The following is a 15,984-nucleotide window of genomic DNA, read 5'->3' as shown; positions in this document are numbered from 1 at the left end:
GAAAGCATGGATGACAACAACCCCCCGTCACATCCGACCCAGTGGCCGACGCGCGGCGCGGACATGGCCCTCGCCTCGCTCGTGGGCAGGGATTTCGTCGAAGCGCTCGACGCCGGGCTGCGCCGGGCGGGAGCCGCCGGACGGCGCCGGGCGCGGCCCGCGTCGCCGCCCCCGGCCGTGTCCGAGGCCGTGGCCCCGGCTCCCGTCCGGGACCGGCAGCCGGACCCGGTGCGCCGGGCGGACCTGGCCGTGGAATTGCTGAGCCGGCACGCCGCCGCGATCCTCCGGCGTTTCGAGACCGCGCTGCCGACGGTGCTGATCCCGGGCGGGGTGTCGCGTCGTGTGTCTCGGCTCTCGCTCACCGTCTGGGCCCGGAGCGTCCTGCGTACCGCGATGCGCCTCGACGAGCCGGCCGGCACCAGGACGCCGCCGGCCGCGGAGCAGCAGGTGATCGCGGCGGCCCTGCTGCTGGAATGCGCGGCCGCGACGCTGCCGGCCGGGCATCCGGCGGGCGCGGAGGCGATCGGCGCGCTGGCCCGGGCGATCCGTACGCTGCGGACCGATCCGGTGGCGGCGGCCCGTCCCGCGGTCCCGCCGGTCTCCGTCCGGCGGCCGTGACGGCGGGGAAGGCGCGCAGGGGCGCGCGGGCGGGCTCATCGTCCGCGTGGCGGCGCCGGGTGTGTACCGGACTCGGCCGGGGCTCAGGCGACGTCCGCGCTGCCGTCCGGGACGAGCAGCGACTTCAGCAGCCGGTCCAGCGCGTCCCCGTCGACGGGAGCGAGGCTGATGGTCATGGTGTGCGGACGGCCGCCCGCCCAGTCGGGGCGGCGTTCCAGCAGTTGGGCGCGGGCGCCGACGACATTCAGCAGGGGGACGTCGGCGCAGGCCTGGGTGAGCTGCTCGACCGTCTCCAGAACGATGTCGTCGGCCTGGTGCAGGTCGTCCCAGATGAGGACCAGTAGCTGTTCGCGCGCCGCCTCGGTGAGGAAGTCCCGCCAGGCGGCGAGGACATCATGGACGGGGAGCGCGCGGTGCGAGCGGGGGACCACGGCGATCAGCGGACGCAGCAGGGACAGCATCGCCCGGGCGCCCTTCTCGCTGCCGGTGAGCCGGGTCAGTGCGGTGCCGGCCTTCCGGAGCGCCTCCTCCTCCGTGTCCCGGCCGGTTATCCCGCAGTACGCGGCGAACATCTCCGCCGGCACGGAGAGCGGACTGCCACTGCCCGGCCGCGGAACCGCCCCGGCCAGCACCCGTACGCTGTCCGGCTCGGCGGTCAGCCTGCGGCGGAACTCCATCAGCAGTCGTGTCTTGCCGAGTCCGGACTCGCCCAGCACGGTGATCAGATGCGGTGTCGAACGGTGCTGGGTACGCCGCAACAGACCGCGCATCAGGTCCAGTTCGCATTCCCGTTCGCTCGCCTGAGCCGCGCCCGGTTCGTCCGCGCCGTCCGGGAGGCGGCCGACCGTACGGACCTGCCACGTCGAGCTGGAGGTGCACACGTGGTGGTACGTGATGACCGGTTCCGTCAGCCGGCGGGTCCTGTCGCACACCTGGACCTCGCCGCCGGGTGTCTGGTCCAGCATGTCCTGGCACGCGTCGACCAGATCCCCGCCGATCCAGGGTCTGACGGTGCCCGCCACGGTCCAACCGCAGACCACGGCCTCGCCCGTGGTGACCGCCGCGTGCACATCGAGGCCGCGCACCACGGGAGCGAGCGGAGTGAGCGGGCCCGCCGGAATGCTGAGGCAGTCCCTGACGGCGGCGCCCGCCCGCACCGCCCGGTCCGCGCCGTGCTCCGGCCCCGGCGCGTGGGCGAAATACCCGAGCTGGACGGAGCCGATCGACGCGGCGGCCAGACCGCCGAACTCCTCGATCTTCTCGCGGGCGAGCTGGGAGACGGCGTCGAGGACCCGGTCGACGTCCTTCGGCGGAAGATGGTCGAACTCCGCGCCGAGCTGGAAGCGGAGCATCAGGATGGTGGCCGGCTGTCGTGGGTTCAGCGGCTCTCCCACCGCCTCGCACGGCCATGCCGCCGGGGCGGGCTCCGGCGCGGTGACCTCCTCCTCCGGCTCGCGCGCGCCGCTGCCTTCCGGGGCCCGGCCGGCCGTGGCACCGGCCGTGGCCGGCCCCGCGGTCGCGCGTCCGTGTTCACGCCGCGTCACCACCTCCGCGGGCAGGTCGAGCGACGGATCCTGGGTGAGGACCGACTGCTGGAGGAGCTGCATCTGGCGGCCCGGCTCCAGGCCGAGTCCTCCGACGAGTGCCGCCCGCACGCGGCTGTAGACATCCAGCGCCTCGGCCTGCCGGCCGCAGCGGTACAACGCGATCATCAACTGCTGGGAGGCCCGTTCCCGCAGCGGTTCCGCCTCGACGAACGCCTCCAGCTCCCGCAGTACGGCATGGTGCCCGCCACAGGCCAGCTCCGCCTCGAAACGGTCCTCCATGACATCGAGGCGCTTCTCCTGCACCGCGGTGAGCTGCGGCCAGGCGGTGCCGTCCTCCACCAGATCGGCGAGAGCGACGCCCTGCCACAGGGACAGGGCGTCACGCAGCACCCGGCTCGCCGTGAGCGGATCACCGGCCGTCAGTGCCGCGCGCCCCTCGCTGACCCGCTGCTGGAAGACGAGCAGATCGACCTGGTCGGGCCGGACCCGGACCATATAGCCGGGGGCACGCGTCACCAGCTCCGGGGCGTCCTCGGGGTCCGCGGCGTGCGAGAGTGCGCGGCGCAGCCGCCAGACCGCGTTCTGGAGGATCTTCCGCGCGGTCATGGGCGCGCGGTCCGTGGGCCACAGCGCGTCGAGCAACTGGCTGGTGGGCACGACCCGGTTGGCGTGCAGCAGCAGGAAGGCCAGTGCCGCCCGCTGCCTGGTCCCGCCGAGTTTCACCAGCCCGGAGTCGGTCTCGACTTCCAATGGACCTAAGAGCCGAAATTGCATGGATCTCCCCGCTTGAAGCCCCGCACGCTACAAACCCTTGATCACCTGTGTCAAAGACCGCTGGGACCGGTCAGTTCGGACATATGGGCGTCGACGTGCGGGGGCGAGGCACGCGGCGCCCGCTCAGCGGACGGGGGCGCCCGTGAGTCGTTCACCGGCATGGTCCCTCAAGATCCCGCAGATGTCCCGGAGCCCGTCGACGAGTTGCGCGATCTGCGCGTCGGAGACCTGGAGGGACGGTTCGAACCGGAGGGTGTTCAGGGCACTCGCGGTCGGGAACGTACGGATGTCGTGCCGGCGCAGCAGATGCCCGGCGAGGACATACCCGAAGAGGCCGCCGCCCGCCGCGTCCCGCAGGATCGGTGACGAGGATCCCGACTGGTCGTGGAACTCCATGCCGAGCATGAGGCCCTGGCCCCGGATGTCCTTGACCACCTCGGGAAACTCCTCGCGCACCGACTCCAGCGCGGCCCGCAGGGCCTCGCCGCGTTCCACGGCCCGCCGGTAGGCCGCGCCGTCGTCCGCCTCCAGCAGTTCGAGGACCTTGAGCGCGATGTGGCAGGAGAAGCTGTCCTTGGCGAAGGTCGAGCTGTGGACGATCTCGAACTCCTTGCGGTAGCGCGCCCGGCGCACCAGCATCACCGATGTCTTGGCGATCCCCCCGCCGAGTGTCTTGGCCAGCGTGTAGTAGTCGCCACGCAGACCGAGCTGCGAGCTCGCCAGGAGGGTCCCGGTCCGGCCCATGCCGCTCTGGATCTCGTCGATGACCAGCGGGCAGTCGACCGTCTCGCAGAACCGCTGGATCTCCGCCGCGAATTCGGCCGACAGGACATTGATGCCGCCCTCTCCCTGGATCGGCTCCACCAGGAAGGCGCAGAACGCGGGGAACTCGCGTTCCGTCACCTCCACCCTGCCGTCGGAGACGGACACGTCCCACACCAGCCGCCGTTCCTCGGCGTGGATCTCCTTGAGCGCCTCGGGACGCTCCCTGGGCACGAATCTCGCCTGCGCCGCCAGTGACTTGAAGGGGGCGCGGTATGCCTCGTTGTGCGTCAACTGCACACTCGCCGCCAGCTTTCCGTGGAAACCTCCCTCCAGTGAGAGGAACAGCGGGGGCCGCGAGAGCTGTTCGGTGTTCCGGCGGGTCAGCTCCGCCGCGAGCAGGTCGAAGCCGCCGCCGGGCGCCGGTGCGGTGATGCCCAGGCGGGCGTACGCCCCGGCCGTGACCGTCGCCGTACCGTCCGCCACCGCGTCCCGGGCGCGCTCCAGCCGGGTGGCGAGCTCCTCCTGGAGCGCCGCCAGCCGCATGACCCGGTCGAGTTCGGCGTGTTTGACGGCGGCCTCCACGGCCTCCGCCCCGGTGTTGGCGAAGATGGCGAAGTACGCCTCGTCGGTGTTCAGTTCCCGGTGAATGATCCGGTTGAGTTCCGCCGCGAGACGGTTGGCGTAGGGGTGCCGGGAGAACTGCGCGTGTACGGGAGTCCCGGCGGCCAGCAGTTCGGTGGCGCGGTCGATGATCGCGGGATGGTTGTGACCGAGCAGGACGGAGCCATAACCACCGGCGTAGTCCACCACCGGTATCTCGGCGCCGTCCTCGCCGAGTCGGAAGAGAGTGTTGTTCTCCGCGCGGACATATTCGACGGCGAGCCCCGCGGTGCCCAGCACCTCGCGCAGATACGGCTCGGCGAGTTCCGGCTCGGCGGACTCTGGCTCAAGGGATACGGAGTCTGTGTGGTCCATGGGCACAGAGTGCGCCCGTGAGGTAAACCACCAGTCATCGCGGAGTCACGCCGCCGGCGACGGGACGGGGAGTGGTCACGGTTACCCGACGGTGGAGGCGCGTCGATGGGCCGCCGGTACGTTGATGAACGCCGGCCCGTGTTTCGAACCGGAACGGTCCGAGCGTGCCCCAACGAATTCGGAGAAGGTGGCATGAATTCCGCGTCCGCTGAACTCGACCCCGCAGCTTCCCACTCCGCGCCGCGCCGGGTGGGCCCCGGCCGGCTGAGGGAAGTGATGTCCCGTTTCGCGACCGGCGTCACGGTGATCACCGTGGGCCGGGAGCATCTGCACGCCATGACGGCGAATGCCTTCAGCTCTCTGTCGCTCGAACCGCCCTCGGTGCTGTGCAGTGTGGGGCACGGCGCGGTGATGCACCAGGCGCTCACCTCCGCCGGCCGGTTCGCCGTGAATATCCTCGGTGTCGAACAGGAGCCCCTCGCACGGCATTTCGCCGACAAGAACCGGACCCTGGGGGCCGCGCAATTCGACGGCGTCGAATGGCGGCCGGGCGAGCACACCGGGGCGCCGCTGCTGGCCGGCTCACTGGCCTGGCTGGAATGCGAACTCACCGCGGCGCACTCCTTCGGCGACCACACCATCTTCATCGGGACGGTGCTGGAGGCGGGCCGGGGCGGTGACGGCCGCAGTCTGCTCTTTGTCAACGGCGCGTTCGGCCGTCCGGAACTGTCGGTCCACTGAACGACCGGGGCCCCTCGGCGCCGCGCCGGCGCCGGGCGGCCCGCACCCGTACCGTCCGCCGCACGCCGGCCGCCTCCCCGGGCGGCCGGCGTGCGCCATGTGTGCCCGGCGGACCAGAGGCGTGTCCCGTTGTCTCCGTCCCACCGGACGCCGCCGGTGGCCGTACGACCGCTCCGGCGGAATGGGTGAGCGGCCACCACGAGTGCGAGTGCGGCCGGAGGCGTCCGCGCCGACGGCGCGACGGCGGAAAGGCACACGGCGGAAAGTCACACCGCGGTAAGCGGGCCGCTCTCACCGTGGCGCGGGGGCGCTGACCCAAGAATTACCCGGCCATGACAGAGAACCCCCCGGAATGAATCCGGGGGGTTCTCCTGCCGCGCGCGCGGTGCGGTCCGTTACTCGGCCACCAGACCCGTGGCGGCCACCGGACGGTCGATCGCCATCAGCCAGCGGCCGTCCTCGATACGCCGCAGCACGTCCGTGCAATTGCCCTCCAGGAGGAGGGGCGCGCCGTCCGGGCCGGTGGTCTCTATGCTGTAGTCGACGCCGATCAGCGCCACATCACCCGCGACGTACGAGTGGGTCACCCTGGCCTTGAGGCTCGGCTTCGAGGCCAGGAACTCCTTGAAGAACGCCAGGCGCGCCTCCCCGGTGAGCGGCTCGCCCGAGAAGTTCGAGATGGAGTCGTCGAGGTACAGACGGTTGAACAGCTCGCCGTCACCCGAGTTGAAGACCTGGATGAAGATCTCGTTCTGGGTGTCGGTGTCGTTGGTGAGATCAGGGTTCTCGGGATCGAAATTGACGGTGAAGGCCATGATGAACCGGCCCGCCTCTCTGTGATGGCCGAATAGGTCTGCTGTGCCGTGCCGACTGGTGCGTGTGGTGACCGGGCGCCGCCGCGCGGGACGGCGTGGGCGTGGCCCCGCGAGCCGGCGGAAGTGCCCTCAGCCCTGGCCGTACGGGTCGTCGACGGCGTAGCGCCAGACGGTGTCCTCGCCCAGGCGCAGCACGTCGACGCCGACGCCCTCAAGCCGCTCGGGCGCGCCCTGCTCGTCGACGGTCTCGATCACCCAGTCGACGATCAGCAGCGCGGTGTCGCCGGTGACGAAGGACTGCCGGGGCACGGCGGTCATCCTCGGCTTCCGGGCCAGAAACTCCCGCTGGTAGTCCTTGCGGGCCTGACCCGTCAGCGGCTTGCCCGGCTCCCAGACCGCGACGGCCTCTTCGGTGTAGAAGCTGTCGACGGCGTCGAAGTCCCCGGCGTTGAAGGCCTCTACGTAAAGCTCCGTGCGCTTTTCCAAGTTATCCGTGAGTTGAGACATGGCGAGAGTCGGCCTGCCCTTCAGGAGGTGAGGTGGCTGAGTTCCACGTACCGGGACGCTATTCCATGCGGCGCAACACCCCGGGCATCGCCGGGTAATACGGTGCTCTCCCGCCGCCGGTCGCTTCGAATTACCCGATCAAGGCCGCACGTTGAGTTTCCGGAGAGAGTGAATGCCTACGATCATGTCCCAGGTTTGCCTCAATGCTTTGGGTTGTCGGTTAATTCAGCCGGAAGGGCAGTCGAGCGCGATGACGAATCAGCACCACCTTGAGACCCCCGTGGCACGTGGGGGAGACAACGAGGCCGTCGCGGTCGTCGGACTCTCCTGCCGTCTTCCCGGCGCGGACAGCCCTGCCGACTTCTGGGAACTGCTCCGTACCGGAACGAGCGCCATTACGGCCGTGCCCGAGGGCCGCTGGGAGAGCGCGACCGGGGACACCGACGCCGGGGAGAGCGGATCCGGGATGCGCCGGGCCGGATTCCTGGACCGCGTGGACACCTTCGACGCCGCCTTCTTCGGTGTCTCGCCGCGCGAGGCCGTCACCATGGACCCACAGCAGAGGCTCGTACTGGAACTGGCCTGGGAGGCACTGGAGGACGCCGGCATCGTGCCGGCGTCACTGCGCGGCAGCCGTACCGCCGTCTTCGTCGGCACACTGCGCGACGACTACGCCGCGCTGCTCTATCAGCACGGTGTCCAGGCGATCACCCAGCACACCATGGCTGGTGTCAACCGCGGTGTCATCGCCAACCGTGTGTCGTACCACCTGGGCCTGCGAGGCCCCAGCCTGACCGTCGACTCGGCACAGTCCTCCTCCCTCGTCGCCGTGCATCTCGCCTGCGAGTCGCTGCGCTCCGGTGAGTCCGAGGCGGCCGTCGTGGCCGGTGTCAACCTCAACATCCTGGCTGAGGCCGCCGTCACCGAGGAGCGCTTCGGCGGCCTGTCACCGGACGGTACGGCCTACACCTTCGACGCCCGCGCCAATGGATTCGTCCGGGGCGAGGGCGGCGGCGCCGTCATCCTCAAGCCGCTCGCCCGCGCGGTCGAGGACGGCGACCACGTCTACGGTGTGATCCGCGGCAGCGCGGTCAACAACGACGGGGCGACTCCCGGCCTGACCGTGCCGGGCCGCGCGTCCCAGGAGATGGTGCTGCGCGAAGCGTACGAGAAGGCCGGCGTCGACCCCACGGCGGTCCAGTACGTGGAGCTGCACGGCACCGGCACGCCGGTCGGCGACCCCATCGAGGCCGCGGCGCTCGGCGCGGTCCTCGGGGCGGGCCGTGCCCCCGACCGGCCCCTGCGGGTCGGCTCGGCGAAGACCAACGTCGGTCACCTCGAAGGCGCCGCCGGGATGGTCGGCCTGCTCAAGGCGCTGCTGGCGCTCAGCCACCGCCGGCTCCCCGCGAGCCTCAACTTCGAGACGGCGAGCCCGGACATCCCGCTGGCCCGGCTCGGCCTCGCGGTGCAGAGCGAACTCTCCGAGTGGCCCGACTCCGAGGGACCGCTGCTGGCCGGTGTGTCGTCCTTCGGCATGGGCGGCACCAACGCGCATGTCGTGCTCTCCGGTCACCCGGCAGTCGAGCAGGCTCCCCGGGCGAGGCCCGCCGATGCCCCCGGCCTCACCCCCTGGGTGGTCTCCGGCCGTGGCACCGCCGCACTGCGCGCCCAGGCCGAGCGGCTGCGTACCGCGGTCGCCGCCGCCGACACACTCGACCCGGCCGATGTGGGCCTGTCCCTCGCGGCGCACCGCACCGTCTTCGACGACCGCGCGGTCGTTGTCGCCGACAGCCGCGCCGCGCTTCTGGACGGGCTCGCCGCGGTGGCCCAGGGCACACCGGCCCCCGGCGCCGTCACCGGCACGGCGCGGCCCGGGGGACCCGCTCTGCTCTTCACGGGGCAGGGCGCCCAGCGCGTCGGCATGGGCCAGGAACTGCACCGTACCTTCCCGGTGTTCGCCCGTGCCTTCGACGAGGTGTGCGCTCATCTCGACCCACTGCTCGACCGCCCGCTGAGCGAGGTCATCACCTCCGGAGACGGCCTCGACGAGACGGGCTTCACCCAGCCCGCGCTCTTCGCGGTGGAGGTGGCGCTGTACCGCCTTGTCGCCTCCTGGGGCGTGGTGCCCGCGTATGTGGCCGGCCATTCCATCGGGGAGATCGCCGCCGCCCATGTCGCCGGAGTAATCTCGCTCGCGGACGCGTCGCGCCTGGTCGCGGCCCGGGGCCGGCTGATGCAGGCCCTTCCGGCCGGTGGCGTCATGGCCGCCGTGCGGGCCACCGAGGACGAGGTGCTGCCGCTCCTCGCGGACGAGCCCGGGGCCGCGATCGCCGCCGTCAACGGACCTCTGTCGACGGTCGTCTCGGGTGACGAGGACGCCGTCGAACGGATCACCAGGCGCCTGTGCGCGCAGGGCAGAAGCATTCGCAGGCTGACCGTCTCGCACGCCTTCCACTCCCCGCTGATGGACCCCATGCTGGACGACTTCCGCCGGGTCGTCGAGGGGCTCACCTTCCATGAGCCGAGCCTGCCGGCCATCTCCACGGTGACCGGGGAGCCGGTCGGGCCCGGGCAGTGGTCCTCCCCGGAGTACTGGGTGGAGCAGGTGCGCCGCCCGGTGCGGTTCCTGGACGCCGTACGCGCTCTGGAGGCCGCCGGCGTCACGACCTTCCTGGAGCTCGGCTCCGACGCCGTCTGCTCGGCGATGGCCGTCGAGTGCCTGCGCGACGCGGACGCCACGGCCTCGGTGGCCACACTGCGCTCCGGCCGTCCCGAGCCCCGGACCCTGCTCACGGCCCTCGCCACGGTCTTCGTCCGCGGCGCCCGGGTGGACTGGGCGGCCGTCTACGCGGGCCAGGAGGCCCGCCGGGTCCCGCTGCCCACCTACGCCTTCCAGCGTGAGCCGTACTGGATCACCGGCACGGCCCGCGCGGCGACGCCCCTCACCAGCACGGCGGCGGAGAGCGGGGCGGACAGCGCCGCGGCTCCGCCCAGGACCACGGCCACGGCCGACCTCGCCGGACTCGTCACCGCGCACATCGCCGCCGTACTGGAGTACGGCGACGAGCGCCGGGTCGAACTCCACACCAGCTTCAAGGAGTTGGGCTTCGACTCGCTGATGTCGGTGGAGCTGCGCAACGCACTGTCCACCGCCACCGGCCTGCGGCTGCCGAGCGGGCTCCTCTTCGACCGGCCCACTCCCACCGCGCTGATCGACCACCTCCGCACCCTCCTGGCGGGGGCCGACGAGACGGCGGAGGACGAGGGGCTCCGCGCCGAGGCCACCGGTGAACCCATCGCCATCGTCGGCATGGCCTGCCGCTACCCGGGCGGCGTCACCTCGCCCGAGGATCTGTGGCAGTTGGTCGCCGAAGGCACCGACGCGATCTCGGGCTTTCCCACCGACCGGGGCTGGGACGAGGAGCTGTACGACCGCGATCCTTCGAGCACCGGCAGGAGTTCCGTGCGCGAGGGCGGGTTCCTGCACGAGGCCGCCCAATTCGACAACACCCTCTTCGGGATCTCGCCGCGCGAGGCGCTGGCCATGGATCCGCAGCAGAGGCTGCTGCTGGAGACCGCCTGGGAGGCCGTGGAGCGGGCCGGGCTGGACGCCGGCACACTCCGGGGCAGCCGTACCGGTGTGTTCGTCGGGGCGACGGCGCTCGACTACGGGCCGCGGATGCACGACGCGCCCGACAGCGTCGAGGGCTATGTGCTGACCGGCACCACGCCGAGTGTGATGTCCGGCCGCATCGCCTATCAGCTCGGGCTCGTCGGGCCCGCCGTGACCGTGGACACGGCCTGCTCGTCGTCGCTGACGGCCCTGCACCTCGCGGTACGGTCGCTGCGCTCGGGGGAGACCACCCTGGCCCTCGCCGGCGGCGCCACCGTGATGTCGGCGCCCGGCATGTTCGTGGAGTTCTCCCGGCAGCGCGGCCTCGCGGCCGACGGCCGGTCGAAGTCCTTCGCGGCGGGAGCCGACGGCACCTCCTGGGCGGAGGGCGTCGGCCTGCTGCTGGTGGAACGGCTCTCGGACGCCCGGAAGAACGGCCACCCGGTGCTTGCCGTGATCCGGGGCTCCGCCGTCAACCAGGACGGCGCGAGCAATGGACTCACCGCGCCCAGCGGCCCCTCCCAGCAGCGTGTCATCCGCCAGGCACTGGCCGACGCGGGCCTCGGCCCGGCCGAGGTCGACGCGGTCGAGGCACACGGCACCGGCACCCGTCTCGGTGATCCCATCGAGGCCGAGTCGCTCATCGCCACCTATGGCCAGGACCGTGAACGTCCGCTGCTGCTGGGCTCGTTGAAGTCGAACATCGGTCACGCCCAGGCCGCCGCCGGTGTGGGTGGTGTGATCAAGATGGTGCAGGCGATGCGGCACGGTGTGCTGCCCAGGACATTGCATGTGGATGAGCCGTCGCCGCATGTGGACTGGGAGTCGGGCGCGGTGGAACTGCTCACCGAGCGGACCGACTGGCCCGAGGTGGACCGGCCGCGCCGCGCCGCCGTCTCCTCCTTCGGGATCAGCGGCACCAACGCCCATGTCATCATCGAACACCAGCCGCTGGACGAGGAACACCGCCCGGCGGCCCCGGAGCGCCCCGCCCCGGCGGTCCCCGTGCCCTGGCTGATCACCGCGCAGGACGACACCGCACTGCGCGCCCAGGCGGCCCGGCTGCGCGAACACCTCGCCGACACCGGCGCCCACCCGGCGGACATCGGCCTCTCCCTCGCCACCACCCGTGCCGCCCTCGACCAGCGGGCCGTGATCCTCGGTACCACCGCCGACACATTCCTGGCCGGACTCGACGCCCTGGCAACGGGCACCGGCGTACCGCATCTGGTGACCGGAAGCGCCTCGGGCGCCGGCCGTACCGCCTTCCTCTTCACGGGACAGGGGGCGCAGCGCGCCGGTATGGGCCGGGAACTGTACGAGTCGTCGCCGGTGTTCGCCGCCGCCCTCGACGAGGTCTGCTCCGCACTCGACGGCCACCTCGAACAGCCGTTGCGGGAGGTGATGTTCGCTCCGGCGGACAGTGCGGCCGGCGCGCTGCTGCACCGGACCGCCTACACCCAGCCGGCCCTGTTCGCCGTGGAAACGGCACTGTTCCGGCTGCTGGCACACCACGGGCTCGTCCCGGCGCTGCTCGCCGGACATTCGATCGGCGAGCTGACCGCCGCCCATGTGGCGGGTGTGCTCTCGCTCGACGACGCCGCGCTCCTGGTCGCGGCCCGGGGACGGCTGATGGAGTCGGCGCGCGCCGGCGGCGCCATGATCGCCATCGAGGCCGAGGAGTCCGAGGCGGCCGCCGATCTCATGGAACACTCCGGCCTGCTCTCCGTCGCCGCCGTCAACGGCCCCACCTCGCTGGTGATCTCCGGTGACGAGGACGCCGCCGAGCGGGTCGCGGAACGCTGGCGCTCGCGCGGCCGCAGGACCCGCAGGCTCCAGGTCAGCCACGCCTTCCACTCGCCGCACATGGACGATGTCCTGGACGAGTTCCGGGCGCTCGCACGCGGCCTCACCTTCCACGCGCCCGCCATTCCGATCGTCTCCACCGTCACCGGCGAGCCGGCAGAGACCGCCGACCTCACCTCGCCCGACTACTGGGCCGGGCAGATACGCGGCACCGTCCGCTTCCTGGACGCGGCCCGCGCCCTGGAGCGGCAGGGCGTCAGTGTGTTCGTGGAGGTGGGCCCCGACGCCGTACTGACACCGATGGTGCGCGACTCGCTCGCCGGCGACCCGGCCGCCGTGCCGCTCCTGCGCGCCGGCCGGCCCGAGACGGAGACGCTGACCACGGGACTCGCGAGGGCCCTCACCCGTGGCGCACCGCTCGACGTGGCGTCGTTCTTCCCCGACGCGCGCCGCGTCGACCTGCCGACCTACGCCTTCCAGCGCGAGCACTACTGGCTCGCGAACGACACCGTCACCGACGCCCGGGGGCTCGGTCTCGACCCCGCCGGCCACCCACTGCTGTCCACCGCGGTGGAGCTGGCGGGCCGTGAGGACCTCGTGCTCACGGGCCGCCTCGGCACCGGGAGCCACCCGTGGCTGGCCGACCACGCCATCGACGGCACGGTCCTGGTGCCCGGCACCGCCTTCCTCGAACTCGCCCTGAGCGCGGGCGGACACCTCGGCGCCGAGCGGGTGGAGGAGCTCACCCTGGAGACACCGCTGGCGCTGCCGGAGCAGGGCGCGGTCCGTGTCCAGGTCGCCGTGGACGCCCCCGACGCCGCCGGCACGCGGACCTTCGGTATCCACTCGCGCCGCGACAGCGCGGCCGACGACCCCCAGCCCTGGACCCGCCATGCCTCGGGTGTCCTGGGCCGCGCGGGAGCGCCGGCCACCGGGGAACTGAGCGTCTGGCCGCCCGAGGGCGCCACGGCCCGGCCGCTCGACGGGGTCTACGGCCGGCTCGCGGAACTCGGCTACCAGTACGGCCCCGCCTTCCAGGGGCTCACCGACGTCTGGCGCGTCGGGGACGACCTGTGCGCCGAGGTGTCCCTCCCCGAGGAGTACCGCTCGGACGCCACCCACTTCGGCATCCACCCGGCCCTGCTCGACGCGGTCCTCCATCCGCTGGTGCTGCACGCCGCCGACATGGCGGGCAGCGAGGCCGCCGGCTCGATCCGGCTGCCGTTCTCCTGGACCGACACCGTCCTGTACGCCACCGGGGCCACCACCCTGCGGGTGCGTATCTCTCCCACCGGCCCCGACACCTTCTCGCTGACCGCCGCCGACGCCACGGGCCGTCCGGTGGTCGCTGTCGAGTCCCTGGTCCTGCGACCCGTCGCACGCGATCAGCTCACACCAGCCGCGAGCGGTGCCGACGGCCTCTACACCGTGGAGTGGACGTCCCTCGCCGCCCCGGCCGGGGCGCCGCGCGCGCTGCGGATCGCGGAGGCGCTCAACGGTGAACTGCCGGGCGTGGACGAGGCGGCCCGTCCCGACGCCGTCCTCGTACGGGTCGACCGGCTCCGTACCTCCGGGCCCGGGACGGACGAGCCGGCCGCCGCCCATGAGTCGGCGGCGGGCGCGCTGCGCCTGGTCCAGCGGTTCCTCGCCGACGAACGGTACGACGACACACAACTGCTGCTGGTCACCCGGGGCGCCGTCGCGGCGGCCCCCGGGGAGAGCGTCACCGCGCCGGCGAGCGCTCCCGTCTGGGGCCTGATCCGCGCGGCGCAGTCGGAGCACCCCGGCCGTCTGGTGCTTGTGGACGTGGACGTGGACGGTACGGAGACGCTGCTGCCCGTCGCCCTGGCTACCGGTGAGCCGCAACTCGCCCTGCGCGGCGATCAGTTGAGGGTGCCCCGGCTGGCGCGGGCGAACCCGGGCGAGGCGGGCACCGCTCCCGCGTTCGACCCGGCGGGCACCGTACTGATCACCGGTGGCACCGGTGGACTCGGCGCCCTGTTCGCCCGGCATCTGGTGGTGTCGAGCGGGGTCCGGCGGCTGTTGCTGGTGAGTCGTCGGGGTCCGGACGCGCCGGGTGCCGGTGAGTTGTCGGCGGAGTTGGAGGCGTTGGGTGCCGAGGTGTCGGTGGTGGCGTGTGATGTGACGGACCGGGAGGCGCTGGCGGGGTTGTTGGGCCGCTTCTCGCCGGAGGATCCGCTGACGGCCGTGGTGCACACGGCCGGTGTGCTCGACGACGCCACGGTCGAGACGCTGACGCCCGAGCGGCTGGACGCCGTACTGCGGCCCAAGGTGGACGCGGCCTGGCATCTGCATGAGCTGACCCGCGACCTGGACCTCACCGCCTTTGTGCTCTTCTCCTCCGTCTCGGGTCTGCTCGGCACCGCCGGACAGGCCAACTACGCCGCGGGCAACGCCTATCTCGACGCCCTGGCCGCACATCGCCAGGCGCTGGGACTCCCCGCCGTCTCGCTCGCCTGGGGACTGTGGGACGGCAGCCACGGCATGGGCGGCACACTCGGCGAGGCCGACCTCAGCCGCTGGAGCCGCATGGGCATCAGCCCCCTCACACCGGAGCGGGGACTCGCCCTCTTCGACCTGGCGCTCACCGAGGGGCCCGCGCTGCGCGTCCCCCTGGAACTCGACACGGCAGCCCTGCGCGCTCTCGCCGATGAGCCGCCGGCTCTGCTGCGCGGGCTCGGCAGACCCCGCCCGCGCCGCGCCGCCGCACGCGCCACGGCGGACGGCGGGCCCGACTGGGCCCAGCGGATGGCCGCGCTCCCCGAGGAGCGCCGCCGCGAGACCGTGCTGGAACTGGTGCGCGGCACCGTCGCCGCCGTCCTCGGCCACGCCGACGGCTCCGCGCTCGACCCACGACGCGCCTTCAAGGACATCGGGTTCGACTCGCTCGCCGGGGTGGAACTGCGCAACCGCCTGAACACCACCACCGCGCTGCGACTGCCCGCCACCGTCGTCTTCGACCACCCGTCGGCGCAGGCCCTGGCCGACTACATCTTCTCCCGGGTCTCCGACGTCCGGCCGACGGCCGCGTCGTCCGCGGCGCGCACCGCCGTCGCCGCCGACGAACCGATCGCGATCGTCGGGATGGCGTGCCGTTATCCGGGCGGGGTGGCGTCGCCGGATGATCTGTGGCAGCTCGTGCGGGAAGGCACGGACGCCGTCAGTGAGTTCCCGGTGAACCGCGGCTGGGACCTGGACGCGCTCTACGACCCGGACCCCGAGCGGACCGGTACGTCCTATGTACGGCACGGCGGATTCCTCCATGAGGCCGACCTGTTCGACCGCGAGTTCTTCGGGATCCCGCCCCGCGAGGCCACCGCGATCGATCCCCAGCAGCGCCTGCTGCTGGAGACCGCGTGGGAGACGCTGGAGAGCGCCGGTCTTGACCCGGCGGATCTGCGCGGCTCGCGGACCGGTGTGTTCACTGGAGCCATGTACGACGACTACGCGTCCCGGCTGTCCGCGAGCCCCGAGGAGTACGAGGGCTTCCTGCTGGCCGGCAATCTCTCCAGCGTGGTGTCCGGCCGGTTGTCCTACACGTACGGGTTCGAGGGGCCCGCGGTGACCGTGGACACGGCGTGCTCGTCGTCGCTGGTGGCGTTGCATCTGGCGGCGAACGCGCTGCGTTCCGGTGAGTGTGATCTCGCGCTCGCCGGCGGTGTCACCGTCATGGCCGGACCCAGTGTGTTCGTCGAGTTCTCGCGGCAGCGTGGCCTTTCGGCCGATGGTCGGTGCAGGTCGTTTTCGGCGGGGGCGGATGGGACGGGGTGGTCGGAGGGTGTGGGGTTGTTGTTGGTGGAGC

7 protein-coding genes are annotated in these 15,984 nt (G+C 72.2%); 3 read left to right on the top strand and 4 right to left on the bottom strand.

Going from position 1 to position 15,984, the window contains the following annotated elements:
* Nucleotides 1-6 precede the first annotated feature (6 nt).
* Nucleotides 7-618, top strand: a complete 612-nt coding sequence (locus ABZ707_RS31540; protein WP_360181681.1) for a hypothetical protein — start codon at nt 7-9, stop codon at nt 616-618.
* A gap of 83 nt (nt 619-701) precedes the next feature.
* Here the strand turns inward: ABZ707_RS31540 and ABZ707_RS31535 are convergent, their stop codons facing one another.
* Both ABZ707_RS31535 and ABZ707_RS31530 read right to left on the bottom strand, forming a co-directional pair.
* Entirely contained in the window at nt 702-2,915 is a 2,214-nt protein-coding gene (locus ABZ707_RS31535; RefSeq protein ID WP_360181678.1) for a BTAD domain-containing putative transcriptional regulator, read from the bottom strand.
* Nucleotides 2,916-3,062: 147 nt separating this feature from the next.
* Nucleotides 3,063-4,679, bottom strand: a complete 1,617-nt coding sequence (locus ABZ707_RS31530) for an aminotransferase class III-fold pyridoxal phosphate-dependent enzyme (RefSeq protein WP_360181675.1) — start codon at nt 4,677-4,679, stop codon at nt 3,063-3,065.
* A gap of 192 nt (nt 4,680-4,871) precedes the next feature.
* Here ABZ707_RS31530 and ABZ707_RS31525 point away from each other — a divergent pair, with 192 nt between their 5' ends.
* Nucleotides 4,872-5,420 (top strand): flavin reductase family protein, encoded by a 549-nt coding sequence (locus tag ABZ707_RS31525; RefSeq protein ID WP_360181672.1) that lies wholly within the window; start codon nt 4,872-4,874, stop codon nt 5,418-5,420.
* A 395-nt stretch (nt 5,421-5,815) separates the two neighbouring features.
* On the opposite strand, the gene ABZ707_RS31520 is transcribed toward ABZ707_RS31525, so the two are convergent.
* Nucleotides 5,816-6,235 (bottom strand): nuclear transport factor 2 family protein, encoded by a 420-nt coding sequence (locus ABZ707_RS31520; protein ID WP_360181669.1) that lies wholly within the window; start codon nt 6,233-6,235, stop codon nt 5,816-5,818.
* Between the two features lie 129 nt (nt 6,236-6,364).
* Entirely contained in the window at nt 6,365-6,721 is a 357-nt protein-coding gene (locus tag ABZ707_RS31515; protein ID WP_360181666.1) for a nuclear transport factor 2 family protein, read from the bottom strand.
* Nucleotides 6,722-6,992: 271 nt separating this feature from the next.
* On the opposite strand from ABZ707_RS31515, the gene ABZ707_RS31510 reads away from it, so the two are divergent.
* Nucleotides 6,993-15,984: type I polyketide synthase (locus ABZ707_RS31510; RefSeq protein WP_360181663.1), on the top strand; the 8,992-nt coding region annotated here is incomplete at its 3' end.

It is taken from the genome of Streptomyces sp. NPDC006923, assembly GCF_040635655.1.
In the GTDB taxonomy this organism is placed as follows: Bacteria; Actinomycetota; Actinomycetes; order Streptomycetales; family Streptomycetaceae; genus Streptomyces.
The sequence above is the reverse complement of the archived record's forward strand: the minus strand, read 5'-3'. Positions and strand labels throughout refer to the sequence as shown.